Source organism: Pseudomonas sp. AC211, assembly GCF_979258055.1.
Window position 1 is genome coordinate 1,906,474 of the sequence record NZ_OZ409830.1, and the last position, 19,406, is coordinate 1,925,879.

The 19,406-nt window shown below is 58.3% G+C and carries 18 protein-coding genes; 3 read left to right on the forward strand and 15 right to left on the reverse strand.

Features of this window, described 5'->3' with window-relative positions:
• Positions 1-143: 143 nt before the first annotated feature.
• From nuoF to ACZZZP_RS09235, 14 genes are all read right to left on the reverse strand, one after another.
• Positions 144-1,508: an NADH-quinone oxidoreductase subunit NuoF gene (nuoF, locus tag ACZZZP_RS09170; protein WP_463382485.1), complete on the reverse strand. Its 1,365-nt coding sequence runs from the start codon at positions 1,506-1,508 to the stop codon at positions 144-146.
• Positions 1,505-2,005 carry an NADH-quinone oxidoreductase subunit NuoE gene (gene nuoE, locus ACZZZP_RS09175; RefSeq protein WP_122453228.1) on the reverse strand — a complete coding sequence of 167 codons (501 nt, stop codon included), beginning with the start codon at positions 2,003-2,005 and terminating at the stop codon, positions 1,505-1,507. The genes nuoF and nuoE overlap by 4 nt, the downstream gene beginning before the upstream one ends.
• Before the next feature lie 2 nt (positions 2,006-2,007).
• Positions 2,008-3,789, reverse strand: coding sequence for an NADH-quinone oxidoreductase subunit C/D (nuoC, locus tag ACZZZP_RS09180; RefSeq protein WP_122498035.1), 1,782 nt, complete (start codon positions 3,787-3,789; stop codon positions 2,008-2,010).
• A 68-nt stretch (positions 3,790-3,857) separates the two neighbouring features.
• Positions 3,858-4,532 (reverse strand): NADH-quinone oxidoreductase subunit B, encoded by a 675-nt coding sequence (locus ACZZZP_RS09185; RefSeq protein WP_122498037.1) that lies wholly within the window; start codon positions 4,530-4,532, stop codon positions 3,858-3,860.
• A 10-nt stretch (positions 4,533-4,542) separates the two neighbouring features.
• Complete coding sequence (locus ACZZZP_RS09190; protein WP_463384681.1) at positions 4,543-4,935, reverse strand: NADH-quinone oxidoreductase subunit A; 393 nt, start codon at positions 4,933-4,935, stop codon at positions 4,543-4,545.
• A gap of 557 nt (positions 4,936-5,492) precedes the next feature.
• Positions 5,493-7,088, reverse strand: a complete 1,596-nt coding sequence (locus ACZZZP_RS09195) for an isocitrate lyase (protein WP_122498041.1) — start codon at positions 7,086-7,088, stop codon at positions 5,493-5,495.
• Between the two features lie 499 nt (positions 7,089-7,587).
• Entirely contained in the window at positions 7,588-8,397 is an 810-nt protein-coding gene (locus tag ACZZZP_RS09200) for a secretin N-terminal domain-containing protein (protein WP_463382486.1), read from the reverse strand.
• Complete coding sequence (locus ACZZZP_RS09205) at positions 8,394-9,035, reverse strand: DUF7931 domain-containing protein (RefSeq protein WP_463382487.1); 642 nt, start codon at positions 9,033-9,035, stop codon at positions 8,394-8,396. The genes ACZZZP_RS09200 and ACZZZP_RS09205 overlap by 4 nt, the downstream gene beginning before the upstream one ends.
• Positions 9,036-9,042: 7 nt before the next feature.
• Entirely contained in the window at positions 9,043-9,471 is a 429-nt protein-coding gene (locus ACZZZP_RS09210; protein ID WP_463382488.1) for a GNAT family N-acetyltransferase, read from the reverse strand.
• Positions 9,464-10,630, reverse strand: a complete 1,167-nt coding sequence (locus ACZZZP_RS09215) for a ribosomal protein uL16 3-hydroxylase (protein WP_463382489.1) — start codon at positions 10,628-10,630, stop codon at positions 9,464-9,466. The genes ACZZZP_RS09210 and ACZZZP_RS09215 overlap by 8 nt, the downstream gene beginning before the upstream one ends.
• Before the next feature lie 78 nt (positions 10,631-10,708).
• Positions 10,709-12,079 carry an adenylosuccinate lyase gene (gene purB, locus ACZZZP_RS09220; RefSeq protein WP_122453219.1) on the reverse strand — a complete coding sequence of 457 codons (1,371 nt, stop codon included), beginning with the start codon at positions 12,077-12,079 and terminating at the stop codon, positions 10,709-10,711.
• Between the two features lie 204 nt (positions 12,080-12,283).
• Positions 12,284-12,904 (reverse strand): high frequency lysogenization protein HflD, encoded by a 621-nt coding sequence (hflD, locus tag ACZZZP_RS09225; protein WP_122498057.1) that lies wholly within the window; start codon positions 12,902-12,904, stop codon positions 12,284-12,286.
• Positions 12,901-14,019 carry a tRNA 2-thiouridine(34) synthase MnmA gene (gene mnmA, locus ACZZZP_RS09230; protein WP_463382490.1) on the reverse strand — a complete coding sequence of 373 codons (1,119 nt, stop codon included), beginning with the start codon at positions 14,017-14,019 and terminating at the stop codon, positions 12,901-12,903. The genes hflD and mnmA overlap by 4 nt, the downstream gene beginning before the upstream one ends.
• A gap of 71 nt (positions 14,020-14,090) precedes the next feature.
• Positions 14,091-14,531 (reverse strand): NUDIX hydrolase, encoded by a 441-nt coding sequence (locus ACZZZP_RS09235; protein WP_463382491.1) that lies wholly within the window; start codon positions 14,529-14,531, stop codon positions 14,091-14,093.
• Between the two features lie 321 nt (positions 14,532-14,852).
• Here ACZZZP_RS09235 and icd point away from each other — a divergent pair, with 321 nt between their 5' ends.
• On the forward strand, positions 14,853-16,109 hold the full coding sequence (gene icd / locus ACZZZP_RS09240; protein ID WP_122498063.1) for an NADP-dependent isocitrate dehydrogenase: 1,257 nt from the start codon (positions 14,853-14,855) through the stop codon (positions 16,107-16,109).
• 84 nt (positions 16,110-16,193) lie between these two features.
• On the opposite strand, the gene cspD is transcribed toward icd, so the two are convergent.
• Positions 16,194-16,460 (reverse strand): cold shock domain-containing protein CspD, encoded by a 267-nt coding sequence (gene cspD, locus ACZZZP_RS09245; RefSeq protein ID WP_122498065.1) that lies wholly within the window; start codon positions 16,458-16,460, stop codon positions 16,194-16,196.
• Positions 16,461-16,686: 226 nt separating this feature from the next.
• On the opposite strand from cspD, the gene clpS reads away from it, so the two are divergent.
• Together clpS and clpA are read left to right on the forward strand one after the other, a co-directional pair.
• The gene (clpS, locus tag ACZZZP_RS09250; protein WP_122498067.1) at positions 16,687-17,049 is read left to right on the forward strand and encodes an ATP-dependent Clp protease adapter ClpS; all 363 of its coding nucleotides are present in this window, start codon (positions 16,687-16,689) and stop codon (positions 17,047-17,049) included.
• Positions 17,050-17,078: 29 nt separating this feature from the next.
• Complete coding sequence (gene clpA / locus ACZZZP_RS09255) at positions 17,079-19,349, forward strand: ATP-dependent Clp protease ATP-binding subunit ClpA (protein WP_463382492.1); 2,271 nt, start codon at positions 17,079-17,081, stop codon at positions 19,347-19,349.
• The last annotated feature ends 57 nt before the right edge of the window (positions 19,350-19,406 follow it).

A 19,406-nucleotide genomic window follows, 5' to 3' on the forward strand; every position in this document is an offset into this window, starting at 1 on the left:
TTCGTTGGCCCGTTTGTTCAGGGGTGAAAGCCGCATCTGCTGCGGTTTTCGCCACGCTCAACTGGCGGGCTTGGCTAATAGAATCACGGTTCGATGGGGCCAGAGTTCTAGATAAGCGTTCTCTGGCCGCCGTCGTAAAAACGTTAGGCGCTGACGAACTGCGTCGGCGCCACCGGCGTGCTGATTCGGGAAATACCCGCTTCGAACTCCGGTCGGAAATATTTGATTGCGCTGCCCAGCGGCTCCACGGCGCCCGGTGCGTGTGCACAGAACGTTTTGCCTGGGCCGAGGAAGTTGACCAGGCCCTCGAGGGTTTCGATATCGCCGGGCTGGCCATGACCTTTCTCAATGGCGCGCAAGACTTTCACGCTCCACGGCAGGCCATCGCGGCACGGCGTGCAGAAACCGCACGACTCGCGGGCGAAGAACTCTTCCATGTTGCGCAGCAGGGCAACCATGTTGACCTTGTCGTCCACCGCCATGGCCAGGCCGGTGCCCATACGGGTGCCGACCTTGGCGATACCGCCGGCGTACATTTGCGCATCCAGGTGTTCGGGCAACAGGAAGCCGGTACCGGCACCGCCGGGTTGCCAGGCTTTCAGGGTGAAGCCGTCGCGCATACCGCCGGCGTAGTCTTCAAACAACTCACGGCCAGTGACGCCGAATGGCAGTTCCCACAGGCCTGGGTTTTTCACCTTGCCGGAGAAGCCCATGAGCTTGGTGCCCATGTCTTCGCTGCCCGGCCGGGCGAGGCCCTTGTACCACTCGACGCCGTTGCCAACGATGGCCGGCACGTTGCACAGGGTCTCGACGTTGTTCACGCACGTCGGCTTGCCCCACACGCCGACAGCGGCCGGGAAAGGCGGCTTCGAACGCGGGTTGGCGCGGCGACCTTCAAGGGAGTTGATCAGCGCGGTTTCTTCACCGCAGATGTAGCGACCGGCACCGGTGTGCACGAACAGTTCGAAGTCGAAACCGCTGCCCAGAATGTTCTTGCCCAACAGGCCGGCAGCCTTGGCTTCAGCCACGGCGCGGTTGAGGTTGGTGGCCGCATCAACGTATTCGCCACGCAGAAAAATGTAGCCGCGATAGGCCTTGAGCGCGCGCGCACTGATGAGCATGCCTTCGATCAGCAAGTGCGGCAGCTGCTCCATGAGCATGCGGTCTTTCCAGGTGTTGGGTTCCATTTCATCCGCGTTGCACAGCAGGTAGCGGATGTTCATGGATTCGTCTTTAGGCATCAGCCCCCACTTCACGCCCGTGGGGAAGCCGGCACCGCCACGGCCCTTGAGGCCGGAGTCTTTGACGGTTTGCACGATGTCGTCTTGCGACAGGTCGGCGAAGGCTTTACGCGCGGCGGCGTAGCCGTCTTTGGCCTGGTATTCCTCAAGCCACACGGGCTGCGCGTCGTCACGCAGGCGCCAGGTCAGCGGGTGCGTTTCCGCGGTGCGGGCAATGCTGTTGGCCGGCCCGAAGGAGGTCAGGCGGGTGGTCGAAGCGGACGTCATACGTAAGCCTCCAGCAGTTCTGCTACGCCATCGGGTTGCACGTCGCCAAAGGTGTGGTCGTCGATCATCAGCGCCGGGGCCTTGTCGCAGTTACCCAGGCAGCACACCGGCAGCAGGGTGAAGCGGCCATCGGCAGTGGTTTCGCCGAGGCCGATGCCCAGCTGTTGCTGGATGCTGCTGACTACCGACTCATGGCCGCCGATGTAGCAGACCATGCTGTCGCACACGCGGATGATGTGACGGCCAACGGGCTGGCGGAAAATCTGGCTATAGAAAGTGGCAACGCCTTCGACGTCGCTGGCCGGAATGCCGATGATCTCGCCGATGGCGGCGATGGCGCCATCTGGCACCCAACCACGGGCTTTCTGAACGATCTTCAGCGCTTCGATGGAGGCCGCGCGGGAGTCTTCGTAGTGGTGCAGCTCATGTTCGATGGCCGTGCGCTCGGCATCGCTGAGGGTGAAACGGTCGGTTTGAATCAGCGTGGTGGTAGTCATAGTTAGCGGTCCACGTCAGCCATAACGAAGTCGATACTGCCCAGGTACGCGATCAAGTCCGCGACCATGCTGCCGCGGATTACCGAAGGAATCTGCTGCAGGTGCGGGAAGCTTGGCGTACGAATGCGGGTGCGGTAGCTCATGGTGCCGCCGTCGCTCGTCAGGTAATAACTGTTGATGCCCTTGGTCGCTTCGATCATCTGGAAGCTTTCGTTGGCCGGCATGACCGGGCCCCAGGAAACTTGCAGGAAGTGGGTGATCAAGGTTTCGATGTGCTGCAACGTGCGCTCTTTCGGCGGCGGCGTGGTCAGCGGGTGATCCGCTTTGTACGGGCCAGACGGCATGTTGCGCAGGCACTGGTCGATGATTTTCACGCTCTGGCGCATTTCTTCCACGCGCACGATGCAGCGGTCGTAGGCATCGCCGTTCACTGCCAGCGGCACTTCGAACTCGAAGTTTTCGTAGCCCGAGTAAGGGCGCGCTTTACGCAGGTCGAAGTCCAGGCCGGTGGAACGCAGGCCGGCGCCGGTGACGCCCCATTCCAACGCTTCCTTGGTGTTGTACTGGGCAACGCCAATGGTACGGCCACGCAGAATGCTATTTTTCAGCGCTGCTTTTTCGTATTCGTCGAGGCGCTTGGGCAGCCATTCAACGAAGTCTTTCACCAGCTTTTCCCAGCCGCGCGGCAGGTCGTGCGCAACGCCGCCGATGCGGTACCAGGCCGGGTGCAGACGGAAACCGGTGATGGCTTCGATCACGGTGTAGGCGCGCTGACGGTCGGTGAAGGTGAAGAACACCGGGGTCATGGCGCCGACGTCTTGAATGTACGTACCGAGGAACAAGAGGTGACTGGTGATGCGGAAGAACTCGGCCATCATGATGCGGATGACGTCGACCTTTTCCGGCACCTTGATGCCAGCCAGCTTCTCGACCGAAAGCACGTACGGCAGGTTGTTCATCACACCGCCGAGGTAGTCGATACGGTCGGTGTAAGGAATAAAGCTGTGCCAGGACTGACGCTCGGCCATCTTCTCGGCGCCACGGTGGTGGTAACCCACTTCCGGTACGCAATCGACGATTTCTTCACCGTCCAGCTGCAGCACGATACGGAACGCACCGTGGGCCGAAGGGTGGTTGGGGCCGAGGTTGAGGAACATGTAGTCCTCGTTCTCGTTGCCGCGTTTCATGCCCCAGTCTTCCGGGTTGAAGCGTGCGGCTTCTTCTTCCAGGTTCTGCTTGGCAACCGACAGACTGAACGGATCGAACTCGGTGGCGCGCGCTGGGTAGTCTTTGCGCAGCGGGTGACCCTGCCAGGTCGGCGGCATCATGATGCGGGTCAGGTGCGGGTGACCGGCAAAGGTCACGCCATACATGTCCCACACTTCGCGCTCGTACCAGTTGGCGTTCGGCCAGATGTTGGTCACGGTCGGCAGGTTCAGGTCGCCTTCGGACAGCGCGACTTTGAGCATGACGTCGCTGTTCCGCTCGATCGACATCAGGTGGTAGAACACCGTGAAGTCGGAACCTGGCAAACCACGACGCTGAGTGCGCAGGCGTTCGTCGACGCCGTGCAGGTCGTAGAGCATGACGTAGGGCTTGGGCAGCTGACGCAGGAAGGTCAGCACCTCGATCAGCCGCTCACGCGCCACCCACAACACCGGCATGCCGGTGCGGGTTTGCTGGGCGGTAAACGCATCTGCGCCGAAGCGCGTGTTCAATTCGGTGACGACGTCTTGGTCGTCTGCCTTGTAAGGCGGGATGTACAGAGCGGTGTCTGCAGTCATGGTCTCGGTCGCTATCAGTCAACGTAAAGGGTGAATCCGGCGGACTTTCTGGGTAAGAAAAAGCTAGATCACACTTCGTCGGGGCTGCGCAGGTTGGTTACCTGAATACGCTGTTCACGGCGCTGTTCCTTTTGCGACGGCATGTCGGCGCGGTAAACGCCTTGTTCGCCAACGACCCAGGAAAGTGGGCGACGCTCCTGGCCAATCGATTCTTGCAGCAGCATCAGCGCTTGCAGGAATGCTTCAGGGCGAGGAGGGCAGCCGGGCACGTAAACGTCCACGGGCAGGAATTTGTCCACCCCTTGAACGACAGAGTAAATATCGTACATGCCGCCGGAATTCGCGCAGGCGCCCATGGAGATAACCCACTTGGGCTCGAGCATTTGCTCGTACAAGCGCTGGATGACCGGAGCCATTTTGATGAAGCAGGTGCCTGCAATCACCATGAAGTCGGCCTGGCGGGGTGACGCACGAATTACTTCGGCGCCAAACCGGGCGATGTCATGGGGAGCGGTGAAGGCAGTCGTCATCTCCACGTAGCAGCAGGACAGACCGAAGTTGTACGGCCAGAGGGAATTCTTGCGCCCCCAGTTGACCGCGCCATTCAGCACGTCCTGCAGTTTGCCCATGTAGATGTTTTTGTGGACTTGATCCTCTAGAGGATCGGAAACGGTCTCCCGCTCGCCGATCGGATACTGCTCATTAGGCGCATCCGGGTCGATTCTGGTGAGTTTGTATTGCATCGCCAAAGCCTCATTGTTTTAGCTTCGCCTGCCGCTTGCGACGACCTTCGGGAGCCCAATCAAGAGCACCGATGCGCCATAGGTAGACAAGACCTGCCAACAGAATTGCTATAAAAACTGTAGCTTCAATAAAGCCGGCCCATCCGCTTTCACGAATAGATACCGACCAGGCGAAGAGAAAGAGGGCTTCAACGTCGAAGATCACGAAGAGCATCGCGACCAAATAGAATTTTGCCGACAGGCGCAGGCGAGCGCTGCCGGTGGGCAACATGCCGGATTCGAACGGCTCGTTTTTAACCCGGCCCCACGCCTTGCCACCGAGCAGGCTGGAGACGCCGAGCATAAAGGCGCAAAGGCCGATAACGCCCAGCAGGAAAATGGCAAAGCCCCAGTTGTGGGACATGGTCGCGACAGCTTCAGCAGGCATGCCGGTACTCCTTAGACAAGCATCGGCGGAATCATGGGAGATGAAAGTTGCCGGTTGTAATCCATAGCCAGCAATCTAATTTTCGTAATTTTATGCGTGTCTGCCTTCGTAAGTAAATTTTTCCTTATAAAAAATTAACTTACGGGCCAACATCTTAGCGGCGCAAATCGCGCAAAGCCCGTGGCGTCGGGGTTATGACGCGTTCTACGTCGTTAGTCGAACATCCGCTTTTTTATTGTTAATGACAGCAAATTGTGCTGTAGATGATATTCGTTATTGTTTGGGCGTTAAATCGGAAACGCCCTACGTCGAAGAAGGGTAGTTGCTGTTAGCGCAGAAGCGAGCAAAGCGTTAGGGAAGTTGGCGCTTGAGTGAGGGGCGAGAGAGGAGTGGGTGCTTGAGTTTCGGCTTGCCATCCACCGAGACGGTAGTTTTCGGAGTAAGCGACATTTTTTCTGGCATAAAAAAAAGGCGAGCCTGAGCTCGCCTTTTCTTTACACCCCAGGCCTAAGCCTAGTGAGCCGTTCCGTGAATCAATGGAATTGGTTCATGGTGTTGTCTTTACCGCTTGCCTTCAGAGCCGCTTCGCCAGCGAAGTACTCTTTATGGTTGTCGCCGATGTCGGAGCCAGCCATGTTCTGGTGCTTGACGCAGGCGATGCCTTGACGCAGTTCCTGACGCTGAACGCCTTTCACGTAAGCCAGCATGCCTTGGTCGGCGAAGTAGCCTTTTGCCAGGTTGTCGGTGGACAGCGCAGCAGTGTGGTAGGTCGGCAGGGTGATCAGGTGGTGGAAGATACCAGCCTGTTGCGAACCGTCGCGTTGGAAGGTGCGGATCTTCTCGTCTGCAACCTGAGCCAGTTCGGTTTCGTCGTAATCGACGCTCATCAGCTTGGCGCGGTCGTAAGCGGAAACGTCTTTGCCTTCAGCAACGAATGCATCGAACACTTGTTGACGGAAGTTCAGGGTCCAGTTGAAGGACGGGCTGTTGTTGTAGACCAGCTTGGCGTTCGGGATCACTTTGCGGATCTCGTTAACCATGGCAGCGATCTGGCCAACGTGTGGCTTCTCGGTTTCGATCCACAGCAGGTCAGCGCCGTTCTGCAGCGAGGTGATGCAGTCCAGGATGCAGCGAGCTTCGCCGGTGCCAGCGCGGAACTGGAACAGGTTGGAAGGCAGGCGCTTAGGACGCAGCAGTTTGCCGCCACGGTTCAGAACCACGTCGCCGTTGTTCAGCTCGTTGGCCGACACTTCTTCGCAGTCCAGGAACGAGTTGTACTGGTCGCCCAGGTCGCCCGGCTCTTTGGTCACAGCGATTTGTTTGGTCAGGCCGGCACCCAGGGAGTCGGTACGGGCAACGATTACGCCGTCGTCTACGCCCAGTTCCAGGAATGCGTAGCGAACTGCGTTGATCTTGGCCAGGAAGTCTTCGTGCGGAACGGTCACTTTGCCGTCTTGGTGGCCGCACTGCTTCTCGTCAGAAACCTGGTTTTCGATCTGGATGCAGCACGCACCCGCTTCGATCATTTTCTTGGCCAGCAGGTAGGTGGCCTCCGGGTTACCGAAACCAGCGTCGATGTCGGCGATGATCGGTACGACGTGAGTTTCGTAGCCGTCGATCTGAGCCTGAATTTCGTCTGCTTTCACTTTGTCGCCAGCGGCGCGGGCAGCGTCCAGGGCGGTGAACAGCAGATCCAGCTCACGGGCGTCAGCCTGGCGCAGGAAGGTGTAGAGCTCTTCGATCAGGCCCGAAACAGCGGTCTTCTCGTGCATGGATTGGTCTGGCAGCGGGCCGAAGTCCGAACGCAGAGCAGCAACCATCCAGCCGGACAGGTAGAGGTAGCGCTTGTCGGTAGTCTTCAGGTGCTTCTTGATCGAGATCAGCTTCTGCTGACCGATGAAGCCGTGCCAGCAGCCCAGGGACTGGGTGTAGACGGAGGAGTTAGCGTCGTACTCAGCCATGTCTTTGCGCATGATAGCGGCGGTGTACTTGGCGATATCCAGACCGGTTTTGAAGCGGTTCTGAGCGCGCATACGAGCGACGGACTCAGGGTTGATCGCACTCCAGCTGTTGCCGGCGGTTTCTTTCAAAGCGGCTACGGCTTTGATGTCATCTTGATAAGCAGACATGGTCAATCCTTCAAAGTTGATTGGTTGAGCACGACACTTCCCTTTCAAAACCGACAAGCAACGCGGTCTTTCAGTGGGCGGTGTACTGCAGCGCAACGAAATTATCGACTGAGACGAGATTGAAGCTGAGGAGGGGGCAGAGGGGGCGAACAGTTCGATGGTGTTGGCGTTGGCACTTGCTGGTTCGTGGAAACCGATGGGTGTCGCTGCTGTGACCAACTGGCCGTTTCGTTAAACGCTTCCCCGTCCCTCAGGACAACTTCGTTCCAGTCGCAATCTCGTCGAACTGCCTTTTGAGCGGTAAAACACGAATCGAATCTACGGTAAGCAGGTTGCGATCCGGAGACCTCCGTTAGGGGTCTCTGATTAGCGGGAGCGGGGCCATCATGCCTTTGCAAAAAGACTTCGTCAAACGTTTTGTAGTGCTTTTTTCTTACTACTACATATTGTTCGACGAGCGACTGGCGGGTCACGTTTTCCAGCTGTTAGGTTGCCCTGATCAGTCCAGGGCATCGACCTTCAGGCGCAGCGTCATGCCTTCGCGACCCTGGGTGGAGCGGCGCTGAATAAAGCCGCTCTGATCGGACTGCGAGCTTTCATTCACACCGCCGATGGTGATCCATTCGCCCAGGCGGCCGGTCACTTTGGTGTTGGTATTTTGAATGTCGATCGCGCCTTGCTGGGTTTGGCTGAGGCGGTCGTTATTGTTGTTGATACTGACGTGCACCACATCGCCGGTGAGGCTGGCGGTCACGTAAAAGCCACGGGTCACGTTGCGGTATTCGGTGTTGTTGTAAACCCGCCCATAGCCGTCGACGCTCGAGCTGGTCAGCGGCACGCTCTGGCCCACTTGAATCAGCGCCGGGTAGCCTTCCGTGGTCTGCACTTGCTGGGTGCCGCCGCCCCGGCTTTGGGTGCTGCGGTGGATGATGCGTACTTGGTCGCGACCATTCACTTCGCCACGTCCCGACTGAATTTCCACATTGCCAGCATTGGCCGAGCCGTTCACCGAGTAACCCTGGTCGTTCATCTGGTTGCTGTCGGTGGTGTCGACACTGATGAGCAAGCGCCTCGGTTGTTTGTCGATCTGCTTGAGCAGGTCGCGAACTTCCTGAAGTTTGGCGGGCGGGGCGTTGACGACCAGTTGGTTGCCGTAGTTGCTGGCCCGGCCTTCGTTGCCCAGCACGGATTGCACCACGGGCAATACGTCGTCGGCAGTGCGGTAGTTCAGCGGCATTACTTCGGTAGCCGCCAGCACCGGCAGGCTGACAGTCAGGCACAGGGCGGCAAACAGCGAGCGCAGGGTCATACCAGAAGACTCCGAAGGTCGAGGTCGGTGACGCTAACGTCCCAGGCCTGATCGAATTTGTTTTGTAGCACGCGCACCTGGCTTGGATCGTTGTACAGCGCGTAGCCGGCCAGTTGCTCGAGTTTGGGGCGCATCAGCATGCCGTTGGTGTCGGCGAGCAAATACGCCACTTCATCGTTGCTGTAGCTGGGGTTGAGCTTACGAATGTGCAGGTTGCTAGGCAGGCGCCGCGATAATTGCAGTAAACGATGGCCGTCTTTCACGGCGTTGCTCGGGTCGTTAACCAGAATGCGCAGCCGATTCTTCGGATTGGCCAGCAAGAACTGCGTGCAGGCCTGTTGCACGCTGCTGTGGTGATAAAGCCAGCGTTCGAGGTCAGGGGTATAGATGCACAGGCTGCGTTGCGCCTGTTGAAGCAAGGCCAAGGCGTGCGCTTGGGCTTGTTCGGCGTGAGTGAAATGCTGGAGTTGACGCGGCCCGTCGAGATGAAACGGGGCCGGTTCGCGACGCTCCGGTTCGGCCAGCAAAGGCGCCGGATTGTGCACCGTAAAACTGCCGGGCGAGACGAACTCGATGGCCGGCAGTTCTTCCGCGACACCGTCCGTGGCGTCTGTTGGCGGAGCGTCTTTATCGATCATCCTGACCTCACTGACTGATGCGTTTCATCTCTACGTGGGGGATGCCAGCGTCGAGAAATTCGCCGCTGACTACGGTAAATCCTAGACGCTCATAGAAGGCCGTGGCGTGAACCTGGGCGCTGAGCATTTGTTCTTTCAGACCCCGGCGCTCGGCTTCCTGGATAACGGCCTTCATCAGCTGTTCACCGACTTTCAAACCGCGCCAGTCTTTCAATACCGAAACCCGGCCGATATGGCCGTCGGGCAGCAGGCGCGCGGTGCCAATCGCGTAATCGCCATCAGCAGCCAGAAAATGCACGGCTTCGACATCTTCGGCGTCCCATTCCAACTCCGGCGGCACCGCTTGTTCAGCAATAAACACGGTTTCGCGAATGCGGCGCAGGTCTGCGTTGTCTTTCTGCCAGCTGGCGAGCCTTACCTGAACGTTGCTACTCATCTGCAAACTCCAAACTTCCTTGTTTCACCAGTTCGAGGACGAGGTTACGCCCTTCATCGTCGGCCAACCATTGGCCCAGGTTTTCCAGGTGCAGCACGTCGGCGGCACAAATCAGTTTCAGCAATTCGCGGAGGCCGGCCGACAACAAACGGCTTTGTCCACTGGCGAACAGCACAAGATCTTCGCCTACTTCTGACCAAGCCAGGCGCGCGCTCGGATTGCGGATAAGCATGGCGCCGTTTTCGATTTGGTCGAGCAGCTCTTCTTCGTCCAGTTCAGTGCCAGCAACCAGTTCTGGATAGCGCGGTTCGGTCATGAATTGGCCGAACCAGGTCATCAGCAAACGCTCGTCACCCATGTGTTCGTTAAGCAGGGCTTTGAGACGGTCGAGCGAGTCGCGCTGAATCTGATGCGGGTCGCTGGCAGGGGCGGCGCCGGCATCGCTGTAGCGTTCTTCGTCCGGCAGGAACTGGCTGAGAAAGTCGGTGAAATGGGTCAAGACTTCTGCGGCGCTAGGGGCGCGGAAACCCACGGAATACGTCATACAATCATCCTCGGCGGTGCCATAGTGAGCCAAACGTGGCGGCAGATAGAGCATGTCGCCGGGCTCCAACACCCATTCGTCGGTCTGTTCAAAGTTGGCCAGAATGCGCAGGTCCGCATGCTCAAGCATGGGGCTATCCGAGTCGCACATCTGGCCGATTTTCCAGCGCCGGTGTCCCTGGCCCTGGAGAAGGAAAACGTCGTAATTGTCGAAATGCGGGCCTACACCGCCGCCCGGCGTGGCGAAGCTGATCATCACATCGTCGATGCGCCAGCTCGGCAGGAAACGAAAGTGCTGCAGCAGCTCGGCCACTTCCGGCACGAACTGGTCGACGGCTTGCACCAGCAGGGTCCAGTCGCGCTCGGGCAGGGTGGCGAATTCATCTTCGTTGAACGGGCCGCGGCGCAGCTCCCAAGGGCGTTCGCCGTGCTCAAGCACCAGGCGCGATTCAACTTCTTCTTCCAGCGCCAGGCCGGCCAATTCGTCGGCAGAGATAGGGCTTTCGAAATCGCTGATGGCCTGACGGACCAGCAAGGGTTTCTTCTGCCAGTAGTCGCGCAGGAATTCACGAGCGGTGATGCCACCGAGCATCTGAAGCGGAATATCAGGATTCATCGCTAAGCCTTTGAAAGTCATCTGAGCCCGTAAATAAAAACGCCCGGCACTGCCGGGCGTGCAACTGGGCAATATCGGTTAGATACGTTTGGCCTGAGCGGCAGCGTTGCCCGCGTAGCCAGCCGGGGTGAGGGCGCGCAGCTGAACCTTGGCGTCGGCTGGAATATCCAGACCGTCGATAAAGGTTTGCAGGGCTTCGGCGCTGATGCCTTTGCCGCGCGTCAGCTCTTTGAGTTTCTCGTACGCGTTTTCGACGCCGTAGCGGCGCATTACGGTTTGCACCGGTTCGGCCAGCACTTCCCAGCACGCGTCGAGGTCGGCAGCGATGCGCTGAGCATTGAGCTCCAGCTTGCTGATGCCTTTAAGAGTGGCTTCGTAGGCGATCACGCTGTGGGCGAAACCAACGCCCAGGTTGCGCAGTACGGTGGAGTCGGTGAGGTCGCGCTGCCAGCGGGAGATTGGCAACTTGCTCGCCAGGTGCTGCAGCAGCGCATTGGCGATGCCCAGGTTGCCTTCGGAGTTTTCGAAGTCGATCGGGTTGACCTTGTGCGGCATGGTCGACGACCCAATTTCGCCAGCAATGGTGCGCTGTTTGAAATAGCCGAGGGAGATGTAGCCCCAAATATCACGGTCGAAGTCGATCAGGATGGTGTTGAAGCGGGCAACCGCGTCGAACAGCTCGGCAATGTAGTCGTGCGGCTCGATTTGCGTGGTGTAGGGGTTGAAGCTTAGGCCCAGCTCTTGCTCGATAAAGGCGCGGGCGTTTTCTTCCCAATCGACCTGCGGGTAGGCCGAGAGGTGCGCGTTGTAGTTGCCCACGGCGCCGTTGATTTTGCCCAGCAGGGGAATGGCGGCAACTTGAGCGATTTGGCGCTCCAGGCGGTACACCACGTTTGCCAGCTCTTTGCCCAGCGTGGTCGGCGAGGCCGGTTGGCCGTGGGTGCGCGACAGCATCGGCACGTCGGCAAAGCGGTGAGCCAGCTCGCGGATGGCGTCGGCCAGTTGCTGCATCAGCGGCAGCAGCACGGTGTCGCGGCCTTCGCGCAGCATCAGCGCGTGGGAAAGATTGTTGATATCTTCGCTGGTGCAGGCGAAGTGGATGAACTCACTCACCGCAGCCAGTTCTGGCAGCTTGGCGACTTGTTCTTTAAGCAGGTATTCCACGGCTTTTACGTCGTGGTTGGTGGTGCGCTCGATTTCCTTGACGCGCTCAGCGTGCTCAACCTGGAAGTTGTCGACCAGTGCGTTAAGCAGGGCGTTCGCTTCGGTGGAAAACGGTGCGACTTCCGGAACGCCGGTATGCGCGGCCAGGCGCTGGAGCCAGCGAACCTCGACCATGACGCGGAAACGGACCAGGCCGTATTCGCTGAAGATTGGGCGCAGAGCGCTGGTTTTGCTGGCGTAACGGCCATCAACGGGGGATACCGCGGTGAGCGAGGAGAGCTGCATGGGGCGTTCTCGGACAGTCGGGCGACGAAAAGGGGCGCGAATTATACATAGAAAAACCTTACCTGACCCGCGCGCAGCGAACTGCTCTGTCGGGTTTTTCGGTGAGGCGTGGAACAGCGCGGTGCTGTGGGAGCGACTTCAGTCGCGATGCTTTTGAGATCACGAGCATCGTGGCTGAAGCCGCTCCTACGGGTATGGAAGTGTTTATCCGCGAACCAGCGGGTAAAGCTCTTTCAGCAATTTGCGACGGTTAATCACCAACTGCCAGCGATGGCCGCCCAGTTGACGCCACAGGCGTGCCGAGCGAATGCCAGCAAGCAACAGGGCGCGAATTTTTGCGGCATTGCTCGGTTGTTGAAGGTTGCGCATGTCGCCGTGCACTTGAATGCGTTGGCGGAAGGTGCTCAGCGTGTCCTGATACAGGCCGCCGCTCGCGGCAATTACGTTTTCGTGCACGAGACCGAAGTGCTGAACCTGCTGTTGAATCTGGTCGAGGCGTTTGCCGATGGTTTCCAGCATGTCGTCGCGCTTGGCCAGCTTGCGTTCCAAGCCCAGCAGCGCCAAGGCGTAGCGCAGCGGTTCGCGTTGCAGGGTGGTGGGGTCGCGCTCCAGGGCACTAAGCAGCGCGCGGTAGCCATTGCGCAGGTTGATGTCGTCGCCGCCGTAAACGTCCAGGGTGGTTTTCGGATCGCGGACCATCAAACTTCCGAGCATGCAGCTCAAAGCGCCTTCGCTGATCTGCCCGGTGCGTGCCACTTGGTCGACCAGAAACGCCGCCTCAAACACGCCGCCCAGGGCAACCAGTTGTTCCTGAATCGGCGTCATGCGCGCTTTTCCTTACTGCTCCAAGGTTGCGCCACTTCTATTACCCCGCCGCCCAGGCAGACGTCACCGTCATAAAACACCACCGACTGGCCCGGCGTAACGGCACGCTGCGGCATGGCGAATACAGCGCGGTAACCCTCGCTGGTTTTCTCCAGCGTGCACGCCTGGTCGCCCTGGCGATACCGCACTTTCGCGGTCAAGGCGCGTGGGCTGGTGAGGTCGATGGGGTTGACCCAATAGATATCGGAGCAGAGCAGGGCGCTGGAAAACAGCCACGGGTGTTCATTGCCCTGGCCGACCACGAGCACGTTGCGTTCGAGGTCTTTGATCAGCACGTACCACGGCTCTTCGCCGGCGTCTTTCAAGCCGCCGATGCCCAGGCCCTGACGCTGGCCGATGGTGTGGTACATCAAGCCGTGGTGACGCCCAATGATTTCGCCTTCGGTGGTTTCGATATTGCCGGGTTGTGCCGGCAGGTATTGCTTGAGGAAGTCGCTGAAGCGGCGCTCACCGATAAAGCAGATGCCGGTTGAGTCCTTCTTCTTGGCCGTTGCCAACTGATGTTTTTCGGCGATGGCGCGCACTTCCGGTTTTTCCAGTTCGCCGACCGGGAATAACGTCTTGGCCAGCTGCTCACCGCCCACGGCGTGCAGGAAGTAGCTTTGGTCTTTGTTCGGGTCGAGGCCTTTAAGCAGTTCGGTGCGCCCGTCGATATCGCGGCGACGCACGTAGTGGCCGGTGGCAATCAGGTCGGCACCGAGCGACAGCGCGTACTCAAGGAAGGCTTTGAATTTGATTTCCCGATTACAGAGGATGTCCGGGTTGGGCGTGCGTCCGGCTTTGTATTCGGCCAGGAAATGCTCGAACACGTTGTCCCAGTATTCCGCAGCGAAATTGGCAGTGTGCAGCTTGATGCCGATTTTGTCGCACACCGCTTGCGCATCGGCCATGTCGTCCATGGCGGTGCAGTATTCGGTGCCGTCGTCTTCCTCCCAGTTTTTCATAAACAGGCCTTCGACCTGATAGCCCTGCTCCAGCAGCAGCACGGCGGAAACGGAGGAGTCGACACCGCCGGACATGCCGACGATCACGCGAGTAGAGGAATTGTCACGCATAGGAGTTTGGATGCAGGGCTTTTCGGAAAAACGCGATTCTATCAGGGCAGCCGGCTCAGTGGTGATCGACGCTAGTCACGCAGCAGGGCGAGAGGGAAGCGTTCGCCGCCCAGGTAGTCGTCGATGCAGCGCAACACCAACTCGCTGCGCCAGCGCTCCGGTTGGGCGGCCAGTTCCTCGCGGGTTAGCCATTGCGGGCCGATGATGCCGTCGTCGAGCTGGTAGTTGTCGCGCTGTTGCAGCGCCTTGGCGGCGAAGCACACACGCTGGTAGGTCACGCCGTTGCTGGGGGCTGTGTATAGATAGATGCCGGTGACGGCAGTGAGCTCAACGTCCCAGCCGGTTTCTTCGAGCGTTTCGCGAATAGCGGCCTGCATGAGACTTTCGTCGGCTTCCAAGTGGCCAGCAGGCTGATTAAATACAGCGCGGCCGCCTGCGGTTTCTTCCACCATCAGGAAACGACCCTGATCTTCGACGATGGTCGCGACGGTAACGTGAGGGGTGAAACGCATGAGTAACTCCTGTGCGATCAGCGCGCGCTTTGGTTTCAGGCGGGCGGCGAAAAAGGCAATATCGGGGCAAGCTGCTAGGCTAAAAAGCGCCTCTGCTACCGGGTAAATGTAGTAGCGATGTAGTTTGACTACAGAGATAGGTCAGGTGCCGTAATAACGCGGCCTGCAGCGGGTGTTTAGTCCGACAATCTCAAGAAAAGTGCGTGACTTTCTGTAGAAATACTACAAGAATGGCCCGCCTTTCCGAGACCAATTCAAGTTCCATATCGCCGCGCCATCCGCGTGGCGGGATGTCAGACCACGAAAGCAACGGAGTCCAGCATGGGATACCAAAAGATCCAGGTGCCAGCAACCGGTGACAAAATCACCGTCAATGCCGATATGTCCCTGAATGTACCGAACAACCCAATCATTCCTTTCATTGAAGGTGATGGCATCGGGGTTGATATCAGCCCAGTGATGATCAAAGTCGTCGATGCAGCCGTAAACAAAGCCTACGGCGGCGAGCGCAAGATCTCCTGGATGGAAGTTTACGCTGGCGAGAAAGCCACCCAGGTTTACGACCAAGACACCTGGCTTCCGAAAGAAACACTCGAAGCCGTTCGTGATTACGTTGTATCGATCAAAGGTCCTCTGACCACTCCAGTTGGCGGCGGCATCCGTTCCTTGAACGTGGCCCTGCGTCAGGAGCTCGACCTCTACGTTTGCCTGCGCCCAGTGCGTTGGTTCACCGGTGTTCCTAGCCCGGTTAAAAAACCACAAGACGTTGACATGACTATCTTCCGCGAAAACTCGGAAGACATTTATGCCGGTATCGAGTGGAAAGCCGGCTCGCCGGAAGCTGAAAAAGTCATCAAGTTCCTGAAAGAAGAAATGGGTGTTACCAAAATCCGTTTCGACCAAGACTGCGGCATCGGCGTCAAGCCGGTTTCCAAGCAGGGTACTCAGCGTCTGGTGCGTAAAGCACTGCAGTACGTGGTTGATAACAACCGCGACTCGCTGACCATCGTGCACAAAGGCAACATCATGAAGTTCACCGAAGGTGCCTTCAAAGATTGGGGCTACGAAATCGCCAAAAACGAATTCGGTGCAGAGCTGCTGGATGGCGGCCCATGGATGCAGTTCACCAACCCGAACACCGGTAAGAAGGTTGTGGTTAAAGACGCCATCGCCGACGCCATGCTCCAGCAAATTCTGCTGCGCCCGGCTGAGTACGATGTGATCGCGACCCTGAACCTGAACGGTGACTACCTCTCCGACGCCCTGGCGGCCGAAGTAGGCGGTATCGGTATTGCTCCGGGCGCTAACCTGTCCGACAACATTGCCATGTTCGAAGCCACTCACGGCACCGCGCCGAAGTACGCTGGTAAAGACCAGGTGAACCCAGGTTCGCTGATTCTGTCCGCCGAAATGATGCTGCGTCACATGGGCTGGACCGAAGCTGCCGATCTGATCATCGACGGCGTTAACGGGGCGATCTCCGCCAAAACCGTGACCTACGACTTCGAACGTCTGATGGACGGCGCTAAGCTGCTGTCTTGCTCGGCGTTCGGCGATGCCATGATTTCTCACATGTAATATGAGCGTTTAGGCACAAAAAAAGGCCGGTCCATGACCGGCCTTTTTTATTGCCCATTGAAATTGGCCCCAAGGGGCCAAATATCAGGCTTCGGAGGTAACCGCTTGTGGCTGTGATACAGCGACTGGCGGCGCGTCCGCGGTTTGGGTGATGGAGCTGATGTTGACAGCATGCAGGCCCTTGGGACCCTGAATGATGTCAAAGCTGACCGGCTGGCCTGCTTTAAGGGTTTTGTAACCGTCCATCTGGATAGCCGAGTAGTGGGCGAACAGGTCCTCATCTCGGCCGTCAGCCAGGATAAACCCATAGCCCTTGGCGTTGTTGAACCACTTGACCTTACCGCTAAGCATGCTGATGTCCCTCTGCAAATACACCCACCACTGGGGTATTATCCGTTACGACTCCGCGCTGGAATCATCCGCTTTGGTAAGCGCGCGGACCCTGATACCCTCGATTGGGTATTCTCTGTTTGTAACACTGATTTACTGATAGTCAAGGCGACGGCACGACCGTCTGCGAAGTCGGTCAAAAACTGTCTGTCGTCCCACTCCTACAATTACGAACCTTTCATCCCACATGCGTGTAAGTAGCCAGATTCGACTAACATTCAATCAGGACCATCCCGAGCCGCATGAGGATGACGCCTCGGGCGTGGCCCTGCAGGAAGCTAAGCCTGCGTTGCAGGCACCACCGATGTACAAGGTGGTCCTATTCAACGACGACTACACCCCCATGGATTTCGTTGTCGAAATTCTTGAAGTGTTCTTCAGTTTGAACAGGGAAGTGGCAACCAAAATCATGCTGACCGTTCATACAGAGGGACGGGCAGTGTGTGGCGTGTATACCCGCGATGTTGCGGAGACCAAGGCAATGCAGGTCAACCAATACGCGAGAGAAAGCCAACACCCGCTACTCTGTGAGATAGAGAAAGACGGTTAATTGCGACTGCTTGGTTATGAGGTGAAGCTATGTTGAATCGAGAGCTCGAAGTCACCCTCAATCTGGCCTTCAAGGAGGCCCGCACCAAGCGTCATGAATTCATGACGGTTGAGCACCTCTTGCTGGCCCTGCTGGACAACGAGGCAGCCGCCTCAGTCCTGCGTGCGTGCGGAGCGAACCTGGACAAGCTGCGCCATGACCTCCAGGAGTTCATCGACTCCACCACGCCCCTGATCCCCCAACACGACGAAGAGCGCGAAACCCAACCAACTTTGGGCTTCCAGCGCGTTCTGCAGCGCGCGGTCTTCCACGTGCAAAGTTCGGGCAAGCGTGAGGTGACGGGCGCCAACGTGCTGGTGGCTATTTTCAGCGAACAGGAAAGTCAGGCCGTATTCCTGCTCAAGCAACAAACTGTCGCGCGAATCGATGTGGTCAACTTCATCGCGCACGGCATTTCCAAAGTTCCAGGCAACGCCGATCACACCGACAGCGATCAGGAGATGCAGGACGAAGAGGGCGGCGAAGCGTCTTCGTCGAGCAATCCGCTCGATGCCTATGCCAGTAACCTCAACGAAGCTGCACGTTTGGGCCGCATTGATCCGCTGGTAGGCCGTGAAAACGAAGTGGAACGTGTTGCGCAGATTCTTGCGCGGCGCCGCAAAAACAATCCATTGCTGGTGGGCGAAGCAGGCGTTGGTAAAACCGCCATCGCTGAGGGCCTGGCCAAGCGCATCGTTGACGGCCAAGTACCGGATCTGTTGTCCGATAGCGTGGTTTACTCGCTCGATCTCGGCGCCTTGCTCGCTGGCACCAAATATCGCGGCGATTTCGAGAAGCGCCTGAAGGCGTTGCTCAACGAATTGCGCAAACGTCCCCATGCCATTCTGTTCATCGACGAAATCCACACCATTATTGGTGCGGGCGCGGCGTCTGGTGGCGTCATGGATGCATCGAATCTGCTCAAGCCAATGCTGTCTTCGGGCGAGATTCGCTGTATTGGTTCGACGACGTTCCAGGAGTTCCGCGGAATCTTCGAGAAAGACCGCGCCTTGGCGCGTCGCTTCCAGAAAGTTGACGTTACCGAGCCGTCGGTTGAAGACACCATTGGCATTTTGCGTGGCCTCAAAGGACGCTTCGAGCAGCATCACGGCCTCGAGTACAGCGATGAGTCGCTGCGTGCCGCCGCCGAGCTCGCCTCGCGCTATATCAATGACCGTCATATGCCAGACAAGGCCATCGACGTCATCGACGAAGCGGGCGCGTTCCAGCGCTTGCAGCCAGTCGAGAAGCGCGTGGCGCGAATCGAGGTGGAGCACGTCGAGGATATCGTGGCGAAAATCGCGCGCATTCCCCCCAAACATGTCTCCAGCTCCGACAAAGAGCTGTTGCGTAACCTTGAGCGCGATTTGAAGTTGACGGTATTTGGTCAGGACGCTGCTATCGATTCGCTGGCAACGGCGATCAAGCTCTCGCGTGCGGGCCTCAAGTCGCCGGATAAACCGGTCGGTTCGTTCCTGTTCGCCGGTCCCACCGGTGTCGGTAAAACCGAGGCGGCGCGGCAATTGGCCAAAGCCATGGGTATCGAACTGGTGCGTTTCGACATGTCGGAATACATGGAGCGCCACACGGTTTCCCGCTTGATTGGTGCGCCTCCAGGTTACGTCGGTTTCGATCAGGGCGGCCTGCTAACCGAAGCCATCACCAAAATGCCGCATTGCGTATTGCTGCTCGATGAAATCGAAAAGGCGCACCCGGAAGTCTTCAACTTGCTGCTGCAAGTGATGGACCACGGCACGCTGACTGATAACAACGGCCGCAAGGCGGACTTCCGCAACGTCATTTTGATCATGACCACGAACGCCGGTGCCGAAACGGCTTCGCGGGCCTCCATTGGTTTCACCCATCAGGACCACTCGACCGACGCCATGGAAGTGATCAAGAAGAGCTTCACGCCGGAGTTCAGAAACCGCCTGGATACCATTATCCAGTTTGGTCGCCTGAGCCACGAAGTGATCAAAAGCGTGGTCGACAAGTTCCTCACCGAGCTGCAAGCGCAACTCGAGGACAAACACGTCACGCTGGAAGTCAGCGACGCGGCGCGCAACTGGCTGGCAACGGGTGGCTACGACTCGCAAATGGGCGCACGCCCAATGGCGCGTCTGATCCAGGACAAGATCAAACGTCCGCTGGCAGAAGAAATTCTGTTTGGCGAGCTGGCCGAACACGGCGGTGTGGTGCACATCGATGTGGCCGACGGCGAGATGACGTTCGACTTCGAAACGACAGCCGAAATGGCTTAGCCCGGTAAGGCTTGTCGGGGAAATGGTCTGCCATTTCCTCGGCTCGCTACATAAACC